Consider the following 19,164-nt stretch of genomic DNA (forward strand, 5'->3'; position numbering starts at 1 on the left):
CGGTCAGCCTTCCCGCACCTTCGCGGCCGCCTTGCGCGCCGCCACCAGCACCGGGTCCCACACCGGCGAGAACGGCGGCGCGTAGCCGAGGTCGAGGGCGGTCATCTGCTCCACGGTCAGCCCCGCGGTCAGCGCCACCGCGGCGATGTCCACCCGTTTCGCCGCCCCCTCCCGGCCCACGATCTGCACACCCAGCAGCCGCCCGGTGCGGCGCTCGGCGAGCATCTTGACCGTCATCGGGGAGGCGCCCGGGTAGTAGCCGGCCCGGCTGGTCGACTCGATGGTGACCGTCTCGTAGCGCAGGCCCACCCGGCGGGCGTCCTTCTCGCGCAGCCCGGTGCGGGCGATCTCCAGGTCGCAGACCTTGCTGACCGCCGTGCCGACCACCCCCGGGAAGGTGGCGTAGCCGCCGCCCGCGTTGGTGCCGATGACCTGGCCGTGCTTGTTGGCGTGGGTGCCCAGCGGGACGTACTGCTCCTGCCCGGAGACCAGGTTCAGCACCTCCACACAGTCCCCGCCCGCCCAGATGTTCTCGTGACCGCGCACCCGCATGGCCAGGTCGGTGAGCAGCCCCCCGTGGGCGCCGAGCGGCAGCCCGGCGGCGCGCGCGAGCGCGGTCTCCGGGCGCACGCCGATGCCGAGGACCACCACGTCGGCGGGGTACTCGGCGTGCTGGGTGGCCACCGCGCGGACCCGGCCGTCCGCACCGGTGAGGATCTTGGTGACCTCGGCGTCGTTCACCATGGTGATGCCCAAGCCCTCCATGGCGCGGTGCACCAGGCGGCCCATGTCCGGGTCCAGGGTGGACATCGGCTCCTGGCCGCGGTTGACGACCGTCACCTCGAAACCCCGGTCGATCAGGGCCTCGGCCATCTCCACGCCGATGTACCCGGCGCCCACGACCACCGCGCGCCGCCCCCGGGCCCGGGTCAGGGTGTCCAGGAGCGCCTGCCCGTCGTCCAGGGTCTGCACCCCGTGCACCCCGGGGGCGTCCGCGCCCGGCAGCTCCGGGCGCACCGGACGGGCCCCGGTGGCGATCACCAGACGGTCGTACGACGTCCACGACTCGGCGCCGGAGTCGACGTCCCGCGCCCGCACCCGCCCGCCGGACACGTCCAGCTCCGTGACCTCGGTGCGCAGCCGCAGGTCGATGCCCCGGGCGCGGTGCTCCTCGGGGGTGCGGGCGATCAGCGCGTCCCGCTCGGCGACCGCGCCGCCCACCCAGTACGGGATGCCGCACGCCGAGTAGGAGGTGAAGTGACCGCGCTCGAACGCCACGATCTCCAGCTCCTCGGGCCCCTTCATCCGCCGCGCCTGCGACGCCGCCGACATGCCGGCCGCGTCCCCGCCGACGACGACCAGCCGCTCCCGCCCCTGATGCACGCTCATGGGGGCAACGCTAAACGCTCACCGGGCCGCGCGGCACCGGGGGACCTGTGGCCCTACCAGCACGGTCGGCGGCGTCTGAGAGAGTGGGGGCCATGAGCACAACGGGTACGAGTCCGGGGCAGGTCGTCGTCATCGGAGCCGGTATCGCCGGGCTGGCCGCCGCGCACCGGCTGCTGACGCGCGGCGCGCGGGTGACGGTGCTGGAGGCCGCCGACCGGGTCGGCGGCAAGCTGCTGCCCGGCGAGATCGCGGGCGTCCGGGTCGACCTGGGCGCCGAGTCGATGCTGGCCCGCCGACCCGAGGCGGTGGCCCTCGCCCGCGAGACGGGCCTCGCCGACCGGCTCCGGCCGCCCGCCGTCGCGAGCGCCGCCATCTGGACCCGGGGCGCCCTGCGCCCCATGCCCAAGGGCCATGTGATGGGCGTGCCCGGCACCGCCGCCGCCCTCTCCGGCGTCCTGTCCGAGGAAGGCCTGGCCCGCATCGAGCGGGACGCCGAACTGCCCCGCACCGAGGTCGGCGACGACGTGGCGGTGGGCGAGTACGTGGCGGCCCGGCTCGGCCGCGAGGTCGTGGACCGCCTGGTCGAGCCCCTGCTCGGCGGGGTGTACGCGGGCGACGCGTACCGCCTCTCGATGCGCTCGGCCGTCCCCCAGCTCTTCCAGGCCGCCCGCGCGCACACCTCCCTCACCGAGGGCGTCCGCGAGATCCAGGCGAAGGCGGCGGCGAGCCGGCAGACCGGGCCCGTCTTCATGGGCATCGAGGGCGGCGTGGGCACCCTGCCGCTCGCGGTCGCCGAGTCGGTGCGGGCGCGCGGCGGCGAGATCCTCACCGGCACCCCGGTCACCGCGCTGCGCCGCGAGCCCGCCGGCGGCTGGCGCGTCACCGCCGGGGAGCGCGAGCTGCGCGCCGACGCCGTGGTCGTCGCCGTACCCGCGCCGGCCGCCGCGCGGCTGCTGCGCGAGGAGTCCCCGGCGGCCGCCGCCGAACTGTCCGCCGTCGAGTACGCCTCGATGGCCCTGATCACCCTCGCCTACCGGCGCGCCGACCTGTCCCTGCCCGAGGGCAGCGGCTTCCTGGTCCCGCCGGTCGACGGACGCACCATCAAGGCCGCCACCTTCGCCTCCCAGAAGTGGGGCTGGATCGCCGAGGACGACCCCGAGACGGTCGTGCTGCGCACCTCCGTCGGACGGTACGGCGAGACCGCGGTGCTCGGCCGGGACGACGCCGACCTGGTCGACGTCTCCCGGCACGACCTGCGCGAGGCCGCCGGCGTCGAGGCCGCACCCGTGGAGACCCGCGTCACCCGCTGGACCGACGGACTGCCCCAGTACCCGGTCGGGCACCACGCGCGCGTGGCCCGGATCCGTGAGCACATCGCGAAGCTGCCGGGCCTCGCGGTGTGCGGCGCGCAGTACGACGGCGTGGGCATCCCGGGGTGCATCGCCAGTGCCCACGCGGCCGTGGACCAGCTGTCCGGGGATCTCGGCGGCGTCGAGGAGCTGACGGCCCACCCGGTGCAGAGCCTTCATGGCGGAGCAGGAGAATAGGAACATGAGTGACGACGCCCCCACCACCGAGTCCGGCAGGATCCCCAACAAGGGCAAGCTGGCCAAGGACCTCAACGATGTCATCCGCTACACCCTGTGGTCCGTCTTCAAGCTGAAGGACGTGCTGCCGGCCGACCGCGCGGGTTACGCCGACGAGGTCCAGGAGCTGTTCGACCAGCTCGCCGCCAAGGACGTGACCATCCGCGGCACGTACGACCTGTCCGGCATGCGGGCCGACGCGGACCTGATGATCTGGTGGCACGCCGAGAGCAGCGACCAGCTCCAGGAGGCGTACAACCTCTTCCGCCGCACCAGGCTGGGCCGCTCGCTGGAGCCGGTGTGGTCCAACATGGCGCTGCACCGCCCGGCCGAGTTCAACCGCTCGCACATCCCGGCGTTCCTCGCCGACGAGACGCCCCGCGACTACGTGAGCGTCTACCCCTTCGTGCGCTCCTACGACTGGTACCTGCTGCCCGACGAGGACCGCCGCCGCATGCTCGCCGACCACGGCAAGATGGCCCGCGGCTTCCCGGACGTGCGCGCCAACACCGTCGCCTCGTTCTCGCTCGGCGACTACGAGTGGATCCTCGCCTTCGAGGCCAACGAGCTGGCCCGCATCGTCGACCTGATGCGCCACCTGCGCGGCTCCGAGGCCCGGATGCACGTCCGCGAGGAGATCCCGTTCTTCACGGGCCGCCGCAAGGACGTCGCCCAGCTGGTGTCCGACCTGGCGTAACGGCCCGCCCGCCCGACGGCCGGACGCCCGCCGGTCAGCTCCGGCGGGCGTCCGGTTCGGGTTCCGCGTGCGGTGCGCAGGAGGCGTGCCGTTCGGGGAGGCGGCCCTCCAACAGATAGTCGTACAGGTACGTGTTGACGCATGTGTTGGGGCCGCCTCCGATGCCGTGCGTGCCCGCGTCCCGCTCGGTCACCAGCCGGGAGCCGGCGAGCCGCCGGTTCATCTCCAGCGCCCCCGCGTACGGGGCCGCCGCGTCCCGCTCGGCCGCCAGGATCAGCACCGGCGGCAGTTCGCCCGGGCCGGTGCGCACGTCCAGCGGCCGCTGCCGGGGCGCGGGCCAGTAGGCGCAGGGCAGGTTCATCCACGCGTTGTCCCACGTCTCGAACGGCGCCACCCGCGCCAGCCGGGTGTTGTCCCGGTCCCACACCGCCCAGTCCGTGGGCCAGGGCGCGTCGTTGCACTCGACGGCCGTGTAGACGGCGCCGCCGTTCTCCGCCGCGGCCGAGCCGGGGCCCGGCGCGGCCAACGCGATCAGCGGCTTCGGGTCGCCGCGCAGATACGCCGAGAGGGCGGCGGCCCGGCTCGGCCAGTAGGTGTCGTAGTACCCGGCCGTCAGGAACGCGTTCTGCAACTGGCCGGGGCCGACCTTTCCGCCCGCCGGCCTCCGGGCCAGCCGCGCGGCGGCCCTGTCGTAACCGGCCTGCACCTTCGACGGCGTGCCGCCGAGCCGGTACACGTCGTCGTGCCGGGCGATCCAGTCCCGGAAGTCCGCCCAGCGCTCCTCGAACGCGGCCGACTGGTCGAGGTTGCTGCGGTACCAGACCTTCTCCGGGTCCGGGTTCACCGCCGCGTCCAGCACCATCCGCCGCACATGGGTGGGGAACATCGCCGCGTACAGCGCGCCGAAGTAGGTGCCGTACGACGCGCCCATGAACGTCAGCCGCTGCTCGCCCAGCGCGGCCCGCAGGACGTCCAGGTCCCGGGCGTTGTTGAGGGAGTTGAAGAAGCGCAGGCCGGGACCCGAGCGCCGGGCGCAGCCGCGCGCGTACGCCTTCGCCTCGGCGACGCGCTGCCGTTTGTACGCCTGGGAGGGGTGCGTCGGCGCCTGGGTGGGCGCCTTGCCGTACCGCTTCGGGTCCTCGCAGGACAGCGGGGCCGACCGGCCGACGCCGCGCGGGGCGTAGCCGACGAGGTCGTAGGCCGCAGCGATCCGCCGCCACACGGGGAGCGTGCCGGCCAGCGCGAAGTACATCCCGGAGGCGCCGGGGCCGCCCGGGTTGTAGACGAGGGCGCCCTGCCGGGGCACCGTCCGCCCGCCGTCCTTCCCGGTGGCCGGGGTGCGGCTGACGGTGAGCCGGATCCGCGCGCCGTCGGGGTCGGCGTAGTCCAGCGGGACGGCGACGGTGCCGCAGCGCAGTCCGGCGGGGGAGTGCGGGATCCGTGGCACGTCGGCGGGGTCGCAGGGGCCGAAGCGGATCCCCGCGGCGCGGGCGCGGACGGCGGCCACGATGGTGCCGCGCAGCTCGGCGGCGCCGGGGACGGCGGTCGCGCCTCCCGCCGGGGCGGCGCCCAGCGTGGTCAGCAGCAAGGACCCGGCGGCCGAGTACAGGGCGAGGGTCTTCACGGGCATCCCTTCGGTGCGTCCGGCGACGGCACAAGGGATGTTTCGGCCCGCCGCCGGCGAAGGCAAGCACCGACCGGCCGGTGTCGGCCCCGGTGCCCCGATGCGCCCCCGATCCGGCAGAAGCGCCCTACTCCCGGGGCGGCGCGTCGCGGTGGGCGAACGCGGCGCGCAGCCCCGGCTCGCCGATCGCGCGGATGCCGCGCAGGGCGACCGCGGTGAGGAGGGACGGCTCGTCACCGTCCCGCCGCCGGCGCAGCAGCGTGCCCAGCCGCCGCTGACCGGCCGCGGAGGCCCACGGCGAGTACGGATGCACCTCGAAGCGGGCTATGGCGAGGCAGCTCAGGCTCAGGACGAGCGGCAGGGCGAACCACAGGCCGACCATCAGCCGCGAGGTGCCGGTCTGCAGGGGCAGCAGCAGCGCGACCGCGCCGAGGACGGCCACGGCCAGTGCCGCGGCCCGCACGTGGCGCACGGCGGTGCCGACGGCCGGCGCGCCCTCGGGCACGGCGAGGCCGGCACGGACGAGACGGTCGGCGAGCCGCCGCACCTCGTCCGTGCCGGCCGCGCGGGCCCGTACCGGCGCGATCCGGGACTGACCCTGCGGACCTATGGCCCCTATGACGGACCGTTCGATCTCGTCCCGCCCACACGGGTCCACGACCGTGGCCCAGCCGGTGTGCGCGAGGAGCAGCCGTCGCTGGCGGGCCATGGAGACGAGGGTGACATCGGCGACCCGCTCCGGCCCCCCGGACAGGAACGCCGCCTCGTAGAGGGTCAGATCGGGCCCACCGTCCGCGCTTTCGGGACCGGGGTCCGAGTCCGCGGCGCGGACCGCCGTCACACACAGGCGCGTACAGGCCGTACCGGCGAACGCCCAGGCCAGGAGCAGGAGGAGGAGCCAGAACATGACGCTTTTTGTATGCCAGGGGTCCGGGCGGATGCCATGCTCTTTTCACCATGTGGACATAGTGTCGCCGGTATGTGACGTTCCGTTTGCGGGCGGCGGGGCGCGGACCCCGGACCACGGACACTATCTGCGCGCCAGCACCCGTCCCGCGGCCCGTGCGAGCCGCCCCCGCGGCGCCGGTCCCGCCCGGTCCAGCCACCACTCCCGCAGCTCCCGCCGAGGGACCCCCGGCCGCCGGTGCTTAAGCAGGAAGGCGGCGAAGTCGAGCGCGTCCCTGCGGTACCCGCCGCGCATCGGCGAGTCCCGCGCGTACTCCAGGAACGCCTCCCGGTACCCGGCTCCCAGCAGCGCCGGCAACTCCGGTGCCACCTTCGCCACCACGTCCGCCCGCTTGCTCGCGAGCGCCCGCGCCTGCACCCCCATCCGCGCCCGGTCGAACCCCTCCGGCACCGGCGTCCCGGCGACCAGCGAGGACAGCACGGCGGCCTGCGCGACCCCGATCCGCTGCCGCGCGTCCCCCGGATCCGCCACCTCGCTACGCCCCCCGCCGACACTCCCGGCGGCGGCCCCGCACGCCCCCACGACCCCCCTGATGGTGTCCAACTCGCGCGCCAGCTCGGCCGGTTCGGGGAAGTTCTCGTCGCGTTCCAGCAGCACTCCGGGCGGGGCGACCCGGGAGGCGAGGTCGGCGAGGATGCCGAGCACGGCGTCGGGCACGGGGTGCGCATGGCTGTCGTGCCAGACGCCGTCGCGCTCGAAGCCGCCCGCGACATGGACGTACGCGATGGCCTCCAGGGGCAGCCCGGCCAGCGCCTCGGCGGGGTCCTCGCCGCGGTTGACGTGGTTGGTGTGCAGGTTGGCCACGTCGACGAGGAGCCGTACGCCGGTCCGCTCGGCCAGCTCGTACAGGAACTGCCCCTCGGTCAGCTCCTCGCCCGGCCAGGAGAACAGCGCGGCGATGTTCTCCACGGCCAGTGGGACCGGCAGCGCCTCCTGCGCGATCCGCACGTTCGCGCAGAGCACGTCGAGTGCGTCCCGGGTGCGCGGCACGGGCAGCAGATGGCCCGCTTCGAGACGCGGCGAGGCGGTGAGCGGGCCACCCGCCCGGACGAACGCGATGTGCTCGGTGACCAACGGTGACCCGAGCGCGGCCGCGCGCTCCGCGAGGGCCGTCAGCCGCCCCTCGTCGGGCGGCTCCGCACCCCCGAGACCGAGCGAGACACCGTGCGGCACCACGGCCACCCCGCGCTCCCGCAACCGCCGCAGCGACGCCGGGAGATGGCCCGGGCAGACGTTCTCCGCCACGACCTCCACCCAGTCGACGCCGGGCATGCGCTCCACGGCCTCGGCGATCTCGGGCCGCCAGCCGATCCCCGTCCCCAGCCGATCCATCCCCGCCCCCCATCTCACGACGGGGGTTATGGCCCACCGAGCCGACCCCGAACCCGCCCTCGCCGGCTTCAGAGCAACATTTGAGGTTGGGCACGGATCCGGGCCGCCCGGTTCGGCGGGGCGGGACGGCCGAGACGGAGACGACGGGCGCGACCAGAGCGCCCCTTACCCGCGACGACGATCCGGACGCCCGCCCGGCGAAGGGCAGGGAGAGGGCCGCACGTCGACGTAGAGGTTGCTCCCATCAAGGTGCTCGCCTCGACCCGCGGCAGTGGCACCGGAATTCGCACGCGTGATGCGATCGCCGCTGGTGTTTCAGGCGTCGGAGTTCAGCCTCGCCGGCCCCAGTCCAGGCGGTCGGCCAGACCGGCAGCGGTGAAGGCGGCGACCAACTCGTCCCGGCCTTCGGTGAAGTGGGCCCAGCTGTCGTAGTGAACGGGGACCACGCGGCGGGCGCCGAGGAGTTGGGCGGCCTCGGCGGCCTGGGTGCTGTCAAGGACGATCAGCTGGTTGTCGAAAAGTTCGGGGAAGCGGGGGGCGCCGGCGAAGAGGAGGGCGGTGTCGATGGGGGCGAAGCGCCCGGCGATCTCCTTGACCACGTCGAGGGAGGCGTTGTCGCCGCTGACGTAGACGGTCGGCAGATCCTCTCCGGTCAGAACGAAGCCGACCACCTGTCCGGTGATCGGCTCGACCTTTTCACGCGGGCCTGGGCCGTGGACGGCGGGGACGCCAGTCACGGTGATGGTGCCGCCGTTGGGGCGGTTCAGCTCGATGGATTCCCAGTCGGCCAGGCCCTTGGCCCTGTCCCCGAGGCGTTGTCCGCCGCCGGGGGTGGTGAGGGTGAGCGTGACGTCGGCAAGCAGGGACCGGCCGGAGACGTCCAGGTTGTCAGGGTGCTCGTCGTGCGAGAGCAGAACCACGTCGATGGAGCCGAGATCGGCGGGGGCCCCGCTGGAGGGGGCGGTCTTGGTGAGGGACCGGCCGTCGGGACGGGCGTAGTCGCCCGGGGCGTCGAAGGTCGGGTCGGTCAGGAAGCGCAGGCCGCCGTACTCGAAGAGGGCGGTCGGGCCGCCGAAGACCCGGACGGGAAACGGGTTGGTCGTGGAGGGAAGGGAAGACATGCGGCACCTCACGGATGAGCGTCCTTTTAACCGTGAGGCGACGGTAACCGCTTCTCACGGATGCATGCAAGGTGTACCGTGAGGAGCATGAAGGGGCCCCTGACCGACCAACCCGGACTGCCGCCTGCTCAGGGCGAGGAAGAGCATCTCTCTCTCGCCCTCGTCAACAGCGCAATGGTGCTGACGGGCGGGCACATGGTCGATCTTCTGGGCACTCCCACGCAGGCGAACCACTGGCTGACGGAACGTGGTCTCGCACCGGTCGACGCCGACATGCGGGAGATGTGCGCGACACAGCTGCGCTCGCTGCGCGAACAGATCAGATCACTGTTCGCCGCCCGCACCGAACGGCTGCCTGCCCTGCCCGCCGCGGTCAAGGCCGTCAACGACGCGATGACCCGCGTACCCACCGCACCGTTGCTGCAGTGGGACGACGAAACCGGCCCTTACCGCGCCGCCCCCCACCCCACCACCGCAATCGTGGATCACGCCCTGGCCGCCCTCGCCGCCGACGCTGCCGACCTGCTCACAGGCCCCGACGCGGACCGCCTCACCGCCTGCGGCTCCGCCCCCTGCAACCGCTACCTACTCCGCTACGGCCGCCGTCACTGGTGTTCCACCCGCTGCGGCGACCGCGCCCGCGCCGCCCGCGCCTACGCCCGCCGCACAGCCTGAATCGCGTCCAGTAGCGGCATGAGCCGGGTGGCGTACGGGGACGCCGTTGGCGCGCCGGACCCGGCGAGGGCGGCGGCAAGGGGGCGTCCGATTCCGCGGCCCGCCCCCGTGGCCAGGGCGACCTTTCCGTACGGGGGCACGTGCCTCTCCGTTCGGATGGCACGAGCGCCGAGGCCGTTGGGCACCCTGATGTGCGAGACGTTTCAGCCGATCGTCCGCGAGACGGCCTCGATGATCTGGACGGGCTCGGTGCGAGTGGTGTAGTTGGGGTGGACGTCGATCCAGCGCACCACGCCCTCGGCGTCGACGACGACCACGGTCGGCATGACGATGTCAGGGGTGCCGTCGGCGTTGACCTCGGCGAGGTCGAGACCGAGGGATGCCTGGGCCTGCAGGGCCCGGTCGTTCGGCCGGGTGACGATTCCCAGGGCGTGGCCAAGTACGTTGCCGGGGTCGGACAGGACGGCGTAGGACAACTCGTTGGTCTCGGCCATGGTCAGCGAACCGTCCGGCTTCTGCGGGCTGACGGCGATCAGGGCGACACCTCGTTCGCCCAGCTCCGCGGCCAGTTCGCGTTCGTAGGTGCGCAGGGCCACATTGCAGTACGGGCACCACGCACCGCGGTAGAACACGATGACAGCGGGCCGACCCGCGCGCGTTTGCCGCAGGGTGGTGGGGTTTCCGTGCGCGTCCTGCAACGAGGCGTCCGGGAGGACAGTGCCCTCCGCGGCGACGCCGGCCGGCACTCCGGCGGCGTCCAGTTCCATCTGCTCGGCATGAAAGGCGTCCAGGGCGTCGGTCGGCGCCTGTGAGGCCATGGTCTGCGTGAGGGCAGTCACCTGATCGGCTATAGGGCTGGTCATGTCCGTCCTTGCGACGAGGGGAAGGTGTGGTGGTCCGATTTTTTAGATCGACGGTTCTAATCCTGTGCGTACAGAGATTAGAATGTCAACTCTAAAAATGGAGGTTGGGGCTGTTAGCCTGGGCGGATGAACAGCAGTACGAAGACGCGGCGCCTGACGGCGAAGGGGCGTGCAACGCGCGACCGCATCGTGGCCGCGGCCGCGGCTGTCATGTACGACCAGGGCGTGGCAGGCACCAGCACGGACAACATCCTCGCGGCCGCCCAGGTGACCAGTCCCTCGCAGCTGTACCACTACTTCGACGACAAGAAGTCCCTGGTCCAAGCCGTCATCGAGTACCAGACCGAGTGTGTTCTCGAGTTCCAGCGCCCTCTTCTGCAGCGCCTGGACAGCTTCGAGGCGCTGGAGGCGTGGCGCGATGCCATCGTCCAGGCACAGCGTGCGCGCGGATGCAAGGGCGGCTGCCCCATCGGATCCCTGGCCGCGGAACTGTCAGACGCGGATCCGCAGGCCCGTGCGAGGCTCGCGGCGGGCTACGCGCAGTGGGAGGGCGCCATCCGCGACGGGCTGGCGTCCATGCAGGAGCGGGGCGAACTGGATGAGGAAGCCGATGCCGGTGACCTCTCCCTCGCCCTGCTCACCGCGTTGCAGGGCGGTCTTCTCATGACCCAGACGCGGCGCGACACCGTCGCCCTCGAAGCCGTTCTGAACGCGGTGATCGACCTCATCCGCTGTCACGCCCGCGGCTAGTGCTCCAGCTGCGGTTCGCTACCTTTGCTGGTCAGAGCCGCGTCTTCGAGCCCACTCGGCTGTCGTTCGTCTCGGAACGATCGTTTTGCGAAGCCGGGGGTCGGCTAAGAGGCGCCAGACTCCATGAGTGCTGCCGCCGCCGACCGAGCCGGGAATCGCACGCGGCACCCGGCGCACGCCCGGCCCGCTCAGCGCAGTGCCGGATGGTCCGCGACCACCGTGCACGACCCCGGCGCGATCTCCGTGAAGCCCGCGTCGCGGACCACCGGCAGGCCGCTCCGGGTGAGGTGGGGCCAGTCGGTCGGGGATGCCGTGCGGACGGAGAGGGGGTAGCCGGCGGCGCGCCAGGTGGTGCGGGCCTCTTCGGGCAGGGCCCACCAGGCCAGTTGGGCGCCGTGGCCGGTCTGGGCCATGGTCTTGCCGGCGGACATCGTCAGTTCCGGGTTGAGCCAGAGGACCGGCGTGCCGGGGTCGGCGGGCCGGGGCGGCTCCGGGTCGTCGAGTTCGGTGCCGGAGACCTGGAGCTTCGCCAGGTCCTTGGGCCAGCCGTCCAGCGGGACCGGCGGGAAGACCCGTACCTCCGCGGTCTTGCCGGTCACCGTGATGCCGGGCAGCGCCTGCGCGCGCCGCCACTCGGCGCCCCGGGCCCGCCGGACCACCTTGCGGATGCGGGCGTCCTCCCAGCCGCGCACCACCTCGGCCCACTCGCCGTCGCCGCGCGCCCGCTCGTCGCCGAGCAGCGTCAGCACCGCCCGCGCGGAGGTCTCCAGCGCATCGGTGCGCGCGGGCGGCGCGGCGCGTTCGATGCGGACGACGAGGGGCAGCACGTACTCGGGAACTTCGCTCACGAGGGTCCAGCCTACGAAGCCGCCCGCGCGCCGATCAACGCGCGGACCCGCATCCCGGCCACGGCCCCGCGCCGGGGCGCGCCGCACGAGAATGACCCCCATGCACCGTCATCTGCGCCTGACCGCCGTGGGGCGCCGCTACGGCGTGCGCGGCCCCTGGGTGTTACGCGGCGTCGACCTCGCCATCGCCCCCGGCACCCTCACCCGCGTGGAGGGGGCGAACGGCAGCGGCAAGTCGACCCTGCTGCGGCTGCTCGCCCGGCTCGACGCGCCCACCGAGGGCCGGATCACCGGCCGTCCCCGCACGGCGTACGTGCCGGAGCGGTTCCCGTCCGCGCTGCCCTTCACCGCCGCCGGCTACCTCACCCGACTCGGCACCGTGCACGGGCTGTCCCGCGCCTCCGCCGCCCGCGCCGCCGGGGTCTGGCTGGAGCGGTTCGGCGCGGCCGGGTACGCGGGCACGCCGATGGCACGGCTGTCCAAGGGCGGCAGCCAGAAGGTCGCCGTCGCGCAGGCGCTGCTCGCCGACCCCGAGCTGCTGGTCCTCGACGAGGCCTGGACCGGGCTGGACGCGGCGGCGCGGGCCGAACTGGAGCGGGCGGTGGCCGAGCGGACCGCCGCGGGCGGCGCCGTCGTCTTCGTGGACCACGACCCGCGCCGGCTGGCCGGGGCCCCGGACGCCACGTACACCGTGGTCGACGGCGCACTTGAGCGCCGTACGCCCGTGGCCCCCGAGGCGGCCGGGGCGTGCGCGGTCGTGGTCGTGGAGGGCCCGGCCGGGGCGCCGCTGCCGGCCGACGCGGCACGGCTCGTCGTCTCCGCCGAGGCGGCGGGGCACGGCGGCCACCGGCTGACCGTGCCGGCCGCGCGCTCCGACGTCCTGCTGCGGGCCCTGCTCACCGCCCGTCCGCCCTGGCACGTGGTGAGCGTCGGACCCGCACCGTCCCCGAACCCGGAGCCCCGGCCATGACCGCACTCCTGCGCTACCACGCCGAACTGCTGCTGCGTTCCCAGCGCTGGCTGCCCCCGGCGATCCTGTACGCCGCGTTCCTCGCGGTCGGTGTGCAGGGCGGCCAGCCGGTGCTGGACTCGCTCGGCTACACGGCCGCCGGGCTGCTGCCGGTGGCCGCCTGGCTGGTGCGGATCTGTGTCACCGGCGAGCCGCCCGCCGCCCGCGCCTGCGCCGCCGCCCCGCGCGGGCCCGCCCGGGCGCACCTCGCCTGTCTGCTGACGGCGCTGCTCGCGGCGGCGCTGCTCGGTACGGCGGCGACGGTCGTCCTCACCCTGATCAGCGATCCGGCGAGCAACGGCGACCGGGTCCCGGTGTCCCGCCCGGCGGCCGGGGCCGCGGGGCTGGCGGCCGTGCTCGTGTGCGCGCTGCTCGGCGCGGCCGTCGGCGCGCTCACCCACTGGCCGCTCCTGCGCGGCGCCGGGCGCGCGGTGCCCGCGATGCTGCTGGGCGCGCTGCTGGCCACGGTCGCCGCGGGCTCCCCGGCGCGGGCCGCGGTCGGCGATCTGGTCACCGGTTCGCAGTCCGGCCGGGTGCCGGTGCCGCTGCTGCCGCTGGCCGGGGCGGCCCTGCTCACGGCCGCGGCCTTCGCGCTGGCCTGCGCGCTCACCGCCCGCAGAACATCCTGAGCCGGCTCAGCGGTGGCCGACGCTCTCGCCGATCAGCTCGGAGACCTTGACGAACCGGTAGCCGCGCTTGCGCAGTTCCGGTACGACGGTGCGGACGACGGTCTCGGTGGTCGGGGCGGCGCTGCGGGTGCAGTGCATGATGACCACCGAGCCCGGCTTCACCCCGTCCAGGACCTGCTTGGCGACCGCGTCGGCGTCCGTGGCGAACGCGTCCCCGCTCACCACGTCCCACTGCACCGCGGTCATGCCGAGCCCGCCGAGCGTGCGCAGCACCTGGTCGTTGTAGCAGCCGCCCGGGAAACGGAAGTACGGCAGCGCGTCGCGCAGACCCGCCTTGCGGAAGGCGGTGTACGCCCGCTCCACGTCCGCCCGCATCTTCGAGGCGTCGATGGTGGGCAGGCCGTAGCAGCTGGGGGTGAACGCGTAGTGGCTGTAGGAGTGGTTGGCGACCTCGAACTGCGGGTCGGCGCCGAGGCTGCGGGCCTCGTCCGGGTACTGCTCGGCCCACCGGCCGGTCATGAAGACGGTCGCGGGCACCTTGAGGGCGCGCAGGGCGCCGATCAGGCCGGGGTTGTCGAAGTGCTCGCCGGCGGCCGCGCGGGGACCCTCGTCGGCGGTCATGTCGGCGTCGAAGGTGAACGCCACGGTCTTGCCCAGCGTGCGCGGACCGTGTTCGAAGACCGGGGTCAGGCCGTTAGGACCCGGGGTGAGCACGGGCGGACGGGAGGCGGACGGGGAGGCGGAGACGGAGGACCTGGCCGGGGCCGGGCGGGTGGGGCCCGCGGGGCTCTCGGTCCCGCAGGCGGCGAGGGCCGCGCCCAGGGCGCAGACGGCGGTGACGGCGGTAATACGGCGTGCTGGTGGGATCACCCTACGAACGTAGGACTGATTGCCCGTTTGTATGCCGATATGACTCGCGGCGTGGCGGTACGGTCACCCGCGCGGCCTCACTCGGAGGACCCGATGTCCCGCCGCTCCAGCGGGCGCACCGCGGGCCCTTGCAGCACCCGGCCGTCGACGTCGAAGCGCGATCCGTGGCAGGGGCACTCCCAGGCGCGTTCGGCGCGGTTGAAGGAGACCAGGCAGCCCAGGTGGGTGCAGCGGGCCGAGACGGCGTGCAGGGCGCCCTCGTCGTCGCGGTGCACCGCGAGCCGCTGGTCCCCGGCCCGGACCAGCGCGCCGTCGCCCGGTGCCAGGTCGTCCAGGGCGGCCGGCGGCTTCAGCCGGTCGCCGACGAAGTGCCGGGCCACCTCGGCCTGCGTCTTCAGCAGCGAGGGCGCCTCACGCACCACGGACTTCAGACGCCGGGGGTCGTACAGCTCCCGCCACGGGCTGTCCCGACCGGTGATCAGCGCGGTGAGCAGCAGCCCGGCCATGATGCCGCCGCTCAGGCCCCAGCCGCCGAAGCCGGTCGCCACATAGGTGTGCCGGGCGCCCGGGTGCAGCGGGCCGACCAGCGGCACGGTGTCGGTGGAGTCGTTGTCCTGCGTGGCCCAGGCGTGGTCCAGTGCCACCCCGGGGAAGTGCCTCTCGGCCCAGGCGGCGAGCCCGTCGAAACCGGCCCCCGGATCGCCGGTGCCCGGGGTGAAGTGCTCCCCGGTGACCACGAGGAGCCGCCCGTCCTCGCCGTACGGCGCGGTGCGCACCGAGCGGGTGTTCTCCTCCGGCGTGATGTACATGCCCTCCGGGTCCGGGCCGTCGCCCAGCGGCCCGGCGACGACCAGTTCGCGGCGCGGGTGCAGCCGGGCGAACAGCAGGGCCCGGTCGAACACCGGATAGTGGGTGGCGACGACGACGTCCCGGGCGATCACGGTGCGGCCCGACTCCGTCGTCAGCCGGCAGGGACCCGAACCGCCGCCCTCGTCCAGGCCGACGACGCGCGTCCCCTCGTACACCCGGCCGCCGCGCGCGATCAGGTCCTCGGTGAGCGCCCGCAGGTATTTCACCGGGTGGAACTGCGCCTGCCCGGTCACCCGCACCGCGCCCGCCACCGGGAACGGCAGCCCGGTCTCCGTCGTGAACGAGGCGTCCAGGCCGGCGGCCCGCGCCGCCCGCGCCTCCGCCCGCACCTCGTCCGCCCGCTCCGGGTCCCGTACGTACGTGTACGCGTCCCGGGTCTCCCATTCGCAGGCGATGCCCAACTCGGCCACCAGGGCGGCCGCGTGATCGATCGCCTCCGACTGCGAACGGGCGTACAACCGCGCCCCCTCGGGGCCCCGGGTGCGCCGCAGCCGGTCGTAGATCAGGGTGTGCTGGGCGGTCAGCTTGGCGGTGGTGCGGCCGGTGACCCCGCCCGCGACCCGGTCGGCCTCCAGCACCACCACCCGCAGCCCGGCCCGGGCCAGCTCGTACGCGGTGCAGAGCCCGGCCATCCCGGCGCCCACCACCGCCGCGTCGGTCTCGGTGTCCTCGGTCAGGGCGGGGTGCCGGGGTCCTGGGGCGGTGCCCAGCCAGTACGACTCGGTGACCTTGCGCATGGCCGCCGGGTACCCCCGCCCCGGCCCGGCTCACGTCTCCTTCAGCAGCCGCTCCCGGCACCGCGCCACGTCGAAGCCGGCCTCCGGATAGCGCGGGTCCAGTTCACGGAGGTGTTCCAGGAGCAGCCGGCCGACCGCCCAGTTGCGGTACCACTTGTGGTCGGCGGGAACCAGGTACCAGGGCGCGTACGGCGCCGAGCAGTGCTCCAGGGCCAGCTCGTACGCCTCCTGGTAGGCCGGCCACCGGGTGCGTTCGTCGATGTCGGAAGGGGCGAACTTCCAGCGCTTGTCCGGGCGGTCCAGGCGGCGCAGCAGCCGGCGCCGCTGCTCCTCGGGGGACAGGTGGAGGAAGCACTTGATCACCGTCATGCCGTCCTCGGCGAGGGCGCGCTCGAAGTCGTTGATCAGGCCGTAGCGGCTGCCGACCACGGCGGGCGGGACCAGATGCCGGACGCGGGCGACCAGGACGTCCTCGTAGTGCGAGCGGTCGAAGACGCCGATCTCACCGGGCTCGGGGAGCTCCCGCCGCACCCGCCACAGGAAGTCGTGCCGCAGTTCCTCCCCGGTGGGCGCCTTGAAGGCGTGGACACGGCAGCCCGACGGGTCGAGGTGGCCGATCACGTGCTTGACCGTGCCGCCCTTGCCGCTGGTGTCCATCCCCTGGAGCACCAGCAGCACCCGGCGCCGGTCGCCCGCGGTGCCCGCCGCCCACAGCCGCTCCTGGAGGCGGGCCAGCTTCCTGCCGGTGCGGGCGGCATCGGCGCACGAGGCCCGTTTGCCGCCGGGGGCACCCGGGGTGGCCGCCGTGTCGTGCGCGGCCAGCACGACGGGCTCGCCCGGCGGGAGACGGAGCAGCTCGCGCAGTTCGCTCTTCCTGGCCACGGGTGCCCCTTCCGCGTACGCGTCCTTCCATGGTGCCGTCGGGCGGCGCGGGAACCGCCGGATGGTCCCCGCTCAGTGACCGTAGCGGCCCATCAGGGTGCCGGTGGCGAGGGTGTGGCCGGACAGGGCGCGCCGGAGGGTGTCGAGGGAGGCGCCGGGGGAGACGGGCGGACGGCGGTCGGTGGCGTAGACCGTGAGGAGGTAGCGGTGCGGGTGGTCACCCCGGGGCGGGCAGGGGCCCCGGTACCCGTCCGTGCCGAAGCCGTTGCGGCCCTCCTTCGCCCCCGGCGGGCGCTCCCCGGCGGACAGCCGGCGGGTGCCCGCGCCGATGTCCCACACCAGCCAGTGGGCGAAGCCGCCGTGCGGGGTGTCGAGATCCCGCATCACCACGGCCAGCGAGTCCGTGCCGCCGGGCACACCGGTCAGGGCGAGCGGGGGCGAGACGTCCTCGCCGTCGCAGGTGTGGCGGCGCGGGATGGTGCCGCCGTCGGGGTAGGCCGGGCTCGTCACGGACATCCGGTGGGCCGATGCGGGGGCCGGGGCGGTCGTGGGGGAGCCCCCGCCGGCACCGCCCGCGCAGCCCGTGACGGCGGTCGCCAGGACGGCCGCCATGATCGCCACTTCCTTGCGCATGCTCGGCACGCCAGGGCCTTTCGTTTGGATCAGGCTGGATCAGGGAGCGGGGTCTGGTGCGTGCAGATGCAAGGCGGAGGAGGGAGTCGACGCGATGGGGGTGCCCCCGCGCGAGTGAAGCCGAGCGTGGGGGAGTTGGCGACTGACGACAACGCGGCAGATGTGCGTGCCGGGCCCCGCGAGCCCGGCCTGATCCAAACGAGAGGCCCTAGGTTCACCACCGGCCGCGGACGCGGGCAGCGGGACCGGCGAGCCGCGGGAAGCCGTCAGTCGTGGAAGGCGGTGGTCGCCTCCAGGGCGGCGCGCTCGGTCGTGACCCGGTTCACCGGCGCGCTGTCGTCGGCGTAACCGAACGACACGCCCACCAGCAACTTCCCTTCGGAAACGCCCAGTTCGCGCCGGATGGTGTCGGCGTAGAAGCTGAGCAGGCCCTGCGGGCAGCTGTCCACCCCGTAGGCGGCCATGGCCAGCAGCAGCGTCTGCAGGTAGGCGCCGACGTCGGCGGCCAGCCGTGCGCCGCCGTCGCCGGTGACGAACAGGAACGCGGCATGGGGCGCCCCGTAGAAGCGCAGGCTCTCCGCGTCGTAGGCCGCGCGTGCCGCGTGGTCGTCGGGGCCGATGCCCAGTGCTCCGTACAGACCGGCGCCGAACGCCGCCCGCCGCTCCTGGTGCACGGGGGCGTACATGCCCTCGGAGTACGGGAAGTCGACCGAGGTGCGCTGTTCGGCGTGGGCTGCCAGCAAGGCGTCCGCCAGGCGCTCGCGCCGCGCGCCGCTGACCACCTCGACCCGCCACGGCTGCGCGTTGGAGTTGGACGGCGCGGCGCCGGCCAGGGAGAAGACGGCGCGCATCGTGTCCTCGGGCACCGCGTCGGGGCGGAACGCGCGGGTCGCGTGCCGGCCGCGTATCAGCTTCTCCGCGTAGTGGCTCAGCTCGGTGTGGTGGCTCGGCTCGATGGGATCCAGCCCGTTCATGAACTCTCCTCGGGAAGGCTCAGGTAAACGAATGCGTTTACCTGCGGCGCCACTGTAGCCCAACCGCGCCCCCTGGAGTAAACGGGAACGTATACTTGCGGCATGAGTACGGTGACGACGGCGCCCCGGCGGCAGGGGCGCGGTGGGCGCGAACGCATCCTGGCCGCCGCCGCCCGGCTGTTCGCGAGCCAGGGGATCAACGCGACCGGCATGGAACAGGTCGCGGAACAGGCGCCGGTGTCCAAACGCACCCTCTACGCGCACTTCCGGACCAAGAGCGACCTGGTCGTCGCCCATCTCCAGGACCTCGCCACGACGGGCCGGACCCTGGAGAGCGTGCTGCTGCGCGAGGACGTCCCGGCGCGGGAGCGGATCCTCGCGCTGTTCGTCCTGCCCCCGGCGGACGAGGCCCCGGTGCGCGGATGCCCGTTCATCGACGCCGCCGCGGAGTTCCCCGACCCGCACAGCGCGGTCCACTCCTACGCCCGCGAACAGAAACTGCGGATGGTGCGGCTGGTGACCGCGCTGGTGACGGAACTGGGCTGCCGCGAGCCCGCCGCACTCGCCGAACAGCTCGTCACGCTCGCGGACGGGGCGGCCAGCCGTGCCATGGTGCTGGGCGAGGCGGACTACGGCCGCCACGCGCGGGCGGCGGCGGAGGTGCTCCTGGCGAACGCCCTGCCGGGCACGGACTGACGAGACGTGTCG

19 protein-coding genes are annotated in these 19,164 nt (G+C 74.0%); 7 read left to right on the top strand and 12 right to left on the bottom strand.

All coding sequences use genetic code 11. The annotated features are described in order from the left end of the window. Window positions 1–3 precede the first annotated feature (3 nt). Complete coding sequence (locus ACSP97_RS27670) at window positions 4–1,389, bottom strand: FAD-dependent oxidoreductase (protein WP_355148399.1); 1,386 nt, start codon at window positions 1,387–1,389, stop codon at window positions 4–6. A gap of 92 nt (window positions 1,390–1,481) precedes the next feature. On the opposite strand from ACSP97_RS27670, the gene hemG reads away from it, so the two are divergent. Continuing rightward, window positions 1,482–2,936 carry a protoporphyrinogen oxidase gene (gene hemG / locus ACSP97_RS27675; protein ID WP_358674636.1) on the top strand — a complete coding sequence of 485 codons (1,455 nt, stop codon included), beginning with the start codon at window positions 1,482–1,484 and terminating at the stop codon, window positions 2,934–2,936. A gap of 4 nt (window positions 2,937–2,940) precedes the next feature. Then, window positions 2,941–3,672, top strand: coding sequence for a hydrogen peroxide-dependent heme synthase (gene hemQ / locus ACSP97_RS27680; RefSeq protein ID WP_355530824.1), 732 nt, complete (start codon window positions 2,941–2,943; stop codon window positions 3,670–3,672). Between the two features lie 34 nt (window positions 3,673–3,706). On the opposite strand, the gene ACSP97_RS27685 is transcribed toward hemQ, so the two are convergent. The 4 genes from ACSP97_RS27685 to ACSP97_RS27700 form a co-directional block, all read right to left on the bottom strand. Beyond that, a complete protein-coding gene (locus ACSP97_RS27685) occupies window positions 3,707–5,296 on the bottom strand; it encodes an alpha/beta hydrolase (protein WP_440554739.1) in 1,590 nt (529 codons plus the stop codon). Window positions 5,297–5,423: 127 nt separating this feature from the next. Beyond that, window positions 5,424–6,203, bottom strand: coding sequence for a TIGR04222 domain-containing membrane protein (locus ACSP97_RS27690; RefSeq protein WP_440554740.1), 780 nt, complete (start codon window positions 6,201–6,203; stop codon window positions 5,424–5,426). A 123-nt stretch (window positions 6,204–6,326) separates the two neighbouring features. After that, a complete protein-coding gene (locus ACSP97_RS27695; protein WP_440554742.1) occupies window positions 6,327–7,595 on the bottom strand; it encodes a DUF692 domain-containing protein in 1,269 nt (422 codons plus the stop codon). Between the two features lie 329 nt (window positions 7,596–7,924). Beyond that, the gene (locus ACSP97_RS27700) at window positions 7,925–8,716 is read right to left on the bottom strand and encodes an MBL fold metallo-hydrolase (protein ID WP_440554744.1); all 792 of its coding nucleotides are present in this window, start codon (window positions 8,714–8,716) and stop codon (window positions 7,925–7,927) included. A gap of 87 nt (window positions 8,717–8,803) precedes the next feature. Here ACSP97_RS27700 and ACSP97_RS27705 point away from each other — a divergent pair, with 87 nt between their 5' ends. Then, window positions 8,804–9,391, top strand: coding sequence for a CGNR zinc finger domain-containing protein (locus ACSP97_RS27705; protein ID WP_440554746.1), 588 nt, complete (start codon window positions 8,804–8,806; stop codon window positions 9,389–9,391). 203 nt (window positions 9,392–9,594) lie between these two features. Here ACSP97_RS27705 and ACSP97_RS27710 read toward each other — a convergent pair whose 3' ends face one another. Next, window positions 9,595–10,254 (bottom strand): peroxiredoxin-like family protein, encoded by a 660-nt coding sequence (locus tag ACSP97_RS27710; protein WP_355530812.1) that lies wholly within the window; start codon window positions 10,252–10,254, stop codon window positions 9,595–9,597. Between the two features lie 126 nt (window positions 10,255–10,380). Between ACSP97_RS27710 and ACSP97_RS27715 the strand changes: the two genes are divergently transcribed. Then, window positions 10,381–11,004 (top strand): TetR/AcrR family transcriptional regulator, encoded by a 624-nt coding sequence (locus tag ACSP97_RS27715; protein WP_440554749.1) that lies wholly within the window; start codon window positions 10,381–10,383, stop codon window positions 11,002–11,004. A gap of 188 nt (window positions 11,005–11,192) precedes the next feature. On the opposite strand, the gene ACSP97_RS27720 is transcribed toward ACSP97_RS27715, so the two are convergent. After that, window positions 11,193–11,852 (bottom strand): peptidyl-tRNA hydrolase, encoded by a 660-nt coding sequence (locus tag ACSP97_RS27720; protein WP_355330376.1) that lies wholly within the window; start codon window positions 11,850–11,852, stop codon window positions 11,193–11,195. Window positions 11,853–11,952: 100 nt separating this feature from the next. Here ACSP97_RS27720 and ACSP97_RS27725 point away from each other — a divergent pair, with 100 nt between their 5' ends. Then, window positions 11,953–12,822, top strand: coding sequence for an ABC transporter ATP-binding protein (locus ACSP97_RS27725; RefSeq protein ID WP_440554751.1), 870 nt, complete (start codon window positions 11,953–11,955; stop codon window positions 12,820–12,822). Further along, window positions 12,819–13,490 carry an ABC transporter gene (locus ACSP97_RS27730; protein WP_440554754.1) on the top strand — a complete coding sequence of 224 codons (672 nt, stop codon included), beginning with the start codon at window positions 12,819–12,821 and terminating at the stop codon, window positions 13,488–13,490. The genes ACSP97_RS27725 and ACSP97_RS27730 overlap by 4 nt, the downstream gene beginning before the upstream one ends. A 6-nt stretch (window positions 13,491–13,496) precedes the next feature. Here the strand turns inward: ACSP97_RS27730 and ACSP97_RS27735 are convergent, their stop codons facing one another. The 5 genes from ACSP97_RS27735 to ACSP97_RS27755 all read right to left on the bottom strand — a co-directional run bounded on the left by ACSP97_RS27735 (window position 13,497) and on the right by ACSP97_RS27755 (window position 18,456). Beyond that, window positions 13,497–14,360, bottom strand: a complete 864-nt coding sequence (locus ACSP97_RS27735; RefSeq protein ID WP_440554756.1) for a polysaccharide deacetylase family protein — start codon at window positions 14,358–14,360, stop codon at window positions 13,497–13,499. 77 nt (window positions 14,361–14,437) lie between these two features. Next, entirely contained in the window at window positions 14,438–15,967 is a 1,530-nt protein-coding gene (locus tag ACSP97_RS27740) for an FAD-dependent oxidoreductase (protein ID WP_440554758.1), read from the bottom strand. 30 nt (window positions 15,968–15,997) lie between these two features. Continuing rightward, a complete protein-coding gene (locus tag ACSP97_RS27745; protein ID WP_355330362.1) occupies window positions 15,998–16,849 on the bottom strand; it encodes a PPK2 family polyphosphate kinase in 852 nt (283 codons plus the stop codon). Window positions 16,850–16,921: 72 nt separating this feature from the next. Continuing rightward, window positions 16,922–17,482, bottom strand: coding sequence for a YbhB/YbcL family Raf kinase inhibitor-like protein (locus ACSP97_RS27750; RefSeq protein WP_440554760.1), 561 nt, complete (start codon window positions 17,480–17,482; stop codon window positions 16,922–16,924). 266 nt (window positions 17,483–17,748) lie between these two features. Next, complete coding sequence (locus tag ACSP97_RS27755; protein WP_440554763.1) at window positions 17,749–18,456, bottom strand: nitroreductase; 708 nt, start codon at window positions 18,454–18,456, stop codon at window positions 17,749–17,751. Window positions 18,457–18,558: 102 nt separating this feature from the next. Here ACSP97_RS27755 and ACSP97_RS27760 point away from each other — a divergent pair, with 102 nt between their 5' ends. Next, a complete protein-coding gene (locus ACSP97_RS27760; RefSeq protein WP_355322424.1) occupies window positions 18,559–19,152 on the top strand; it encodes a TetR/AcrR family transcriptional regulator in 594 nt (197 codons plus the stop codon). The last annotated feature ends 12 nt before the right edge of the window (window positions 19,153–19,164 follow it).

Source organism: Streptomyces sp. SCPE 10 (genome assembly GCF_051980735.1).
GTDB lineage: Bacteria > Actinomycetota > Actinomycetes > Streptomycetales > Streptomycetaceae > Streptomyces > Streptomyces misionensis.

What these genes read in the sequence shown, in the direction of transcription:
- ACSP97_RS27670 (WP_355148399.1), bottom strand. Translation starts at nt 1,389, where the DNA reads ATGAGCGTGCATCAGGGGCGGGAGCGGCTGGTCGTCGTCGGCGGGGAC.
- hemG (WP_358674636.1), top strand. Translation starts at nt 1,482, where the DNA reads ATGAGCACAACGGGTACGAGTCCGGGGCAGGTCGTCGTCATCGGAGCC.
- hemQ (WP_355530824.1), top strand. Translation starts at nt 2,941, where the DNA reads ATGAGTGACGACGCCCCCACCACCGAGTCCGGCAGGATCCCCAACAAG.
- ACSP97_RS27690 (WP_440554740.1), bottom strand. Translation starts at nt 6,203, where the DNA reads ATGTTCTGGCTCCTCCTCCTGCTCCTGGCCTGGGCGTTCGCCGGTACG.
- ACSP97_RS27695 (WP_440554742.1), bottom strand. Translation starts at nt 7,595, where the DNA reads ATGGATCGGCTGGGGACGGGGATCGGCTGGCGGCCCGAGATCGCCGAG.
- ACSP97_RS27700 (WP_440554744.1), bottom strand. Translation starts at nt 8,716, where the DNA reads ATGTCTTCCCTTCCCTCCACGACCAACCCGTTTCCCGTCCGGGTCTTC.
- ACSP97_RS27705 (WP_440554746.1), top strand. Translation starts at nt 8,804, where the DNA reads ATGAAGGGGCCCCTGACCGACCAACCCGGACTGCCGCCTGCTCAGGGC.
- ACSP97_RS27710 (WP_355530812.1), bottom strand. Translation starts at nt 10,254, where the DNA reads ATGACCAGCCCTATAGCCGATCAGGTGACTGCCCTCACGCAGACCATG.
- ACSP97_RS27715 (WP_440554749.1), top strand. Translation starts at nt 10,381, where the DNA reads ATGAACAGCAGTACGAAGACGCGGCGCCTGACGGCGAAGGGGCGTGCA.
- ACSP97_RS27725 (WP_440554751.1), top strand. Translation starts at nt 11,953, where the DNA reads ATGCACCGTCATCTGCGCCTGACCGCCGTGGGGCGCCGCTACGGCGTG.
- ACSP97_RS27730 (WP_440554754.1), top strand. Translation starts at nt 12,819, where the DNA reads ATGACCGCACTCCTGCGCTACCACGCCGAACTGCTGCTGCGTTCCCAG.
- ACSP97_RS27740 (WP_440554758.1), bottom strand. Translation starts at nt 15,967, where the DNA reads ATGCGCAAGGTCACCGAGTCGTACTGGCTGGGCACCGCCCCAGGACCC.
- ACSP97_RS27750 (WP_440554760.1), bottom strand. Translation starts at nt 17,482, where the DNA reads ATGCGCAAGGAAGTGGCGATCATGGCGGCCGTCCTGGCGACCGCCGTC.
- ACSP97_RS27755 (WP_440554763.1), bottom strand. Translation starts at nt 18,456, where the DNA reads ATGAACGGGCTGGATCCCATCGAGCCGAGCCACCACACCGAGCTGAGC.
- ACSP97_RS27760 (WP_355322424.1), top strand. Translation starts at nt 18,559, where the DNA reads ATGAGTACGGTGACGACGGCGCCCCGGCGGCAGGGGCGCGGTGGGCGC.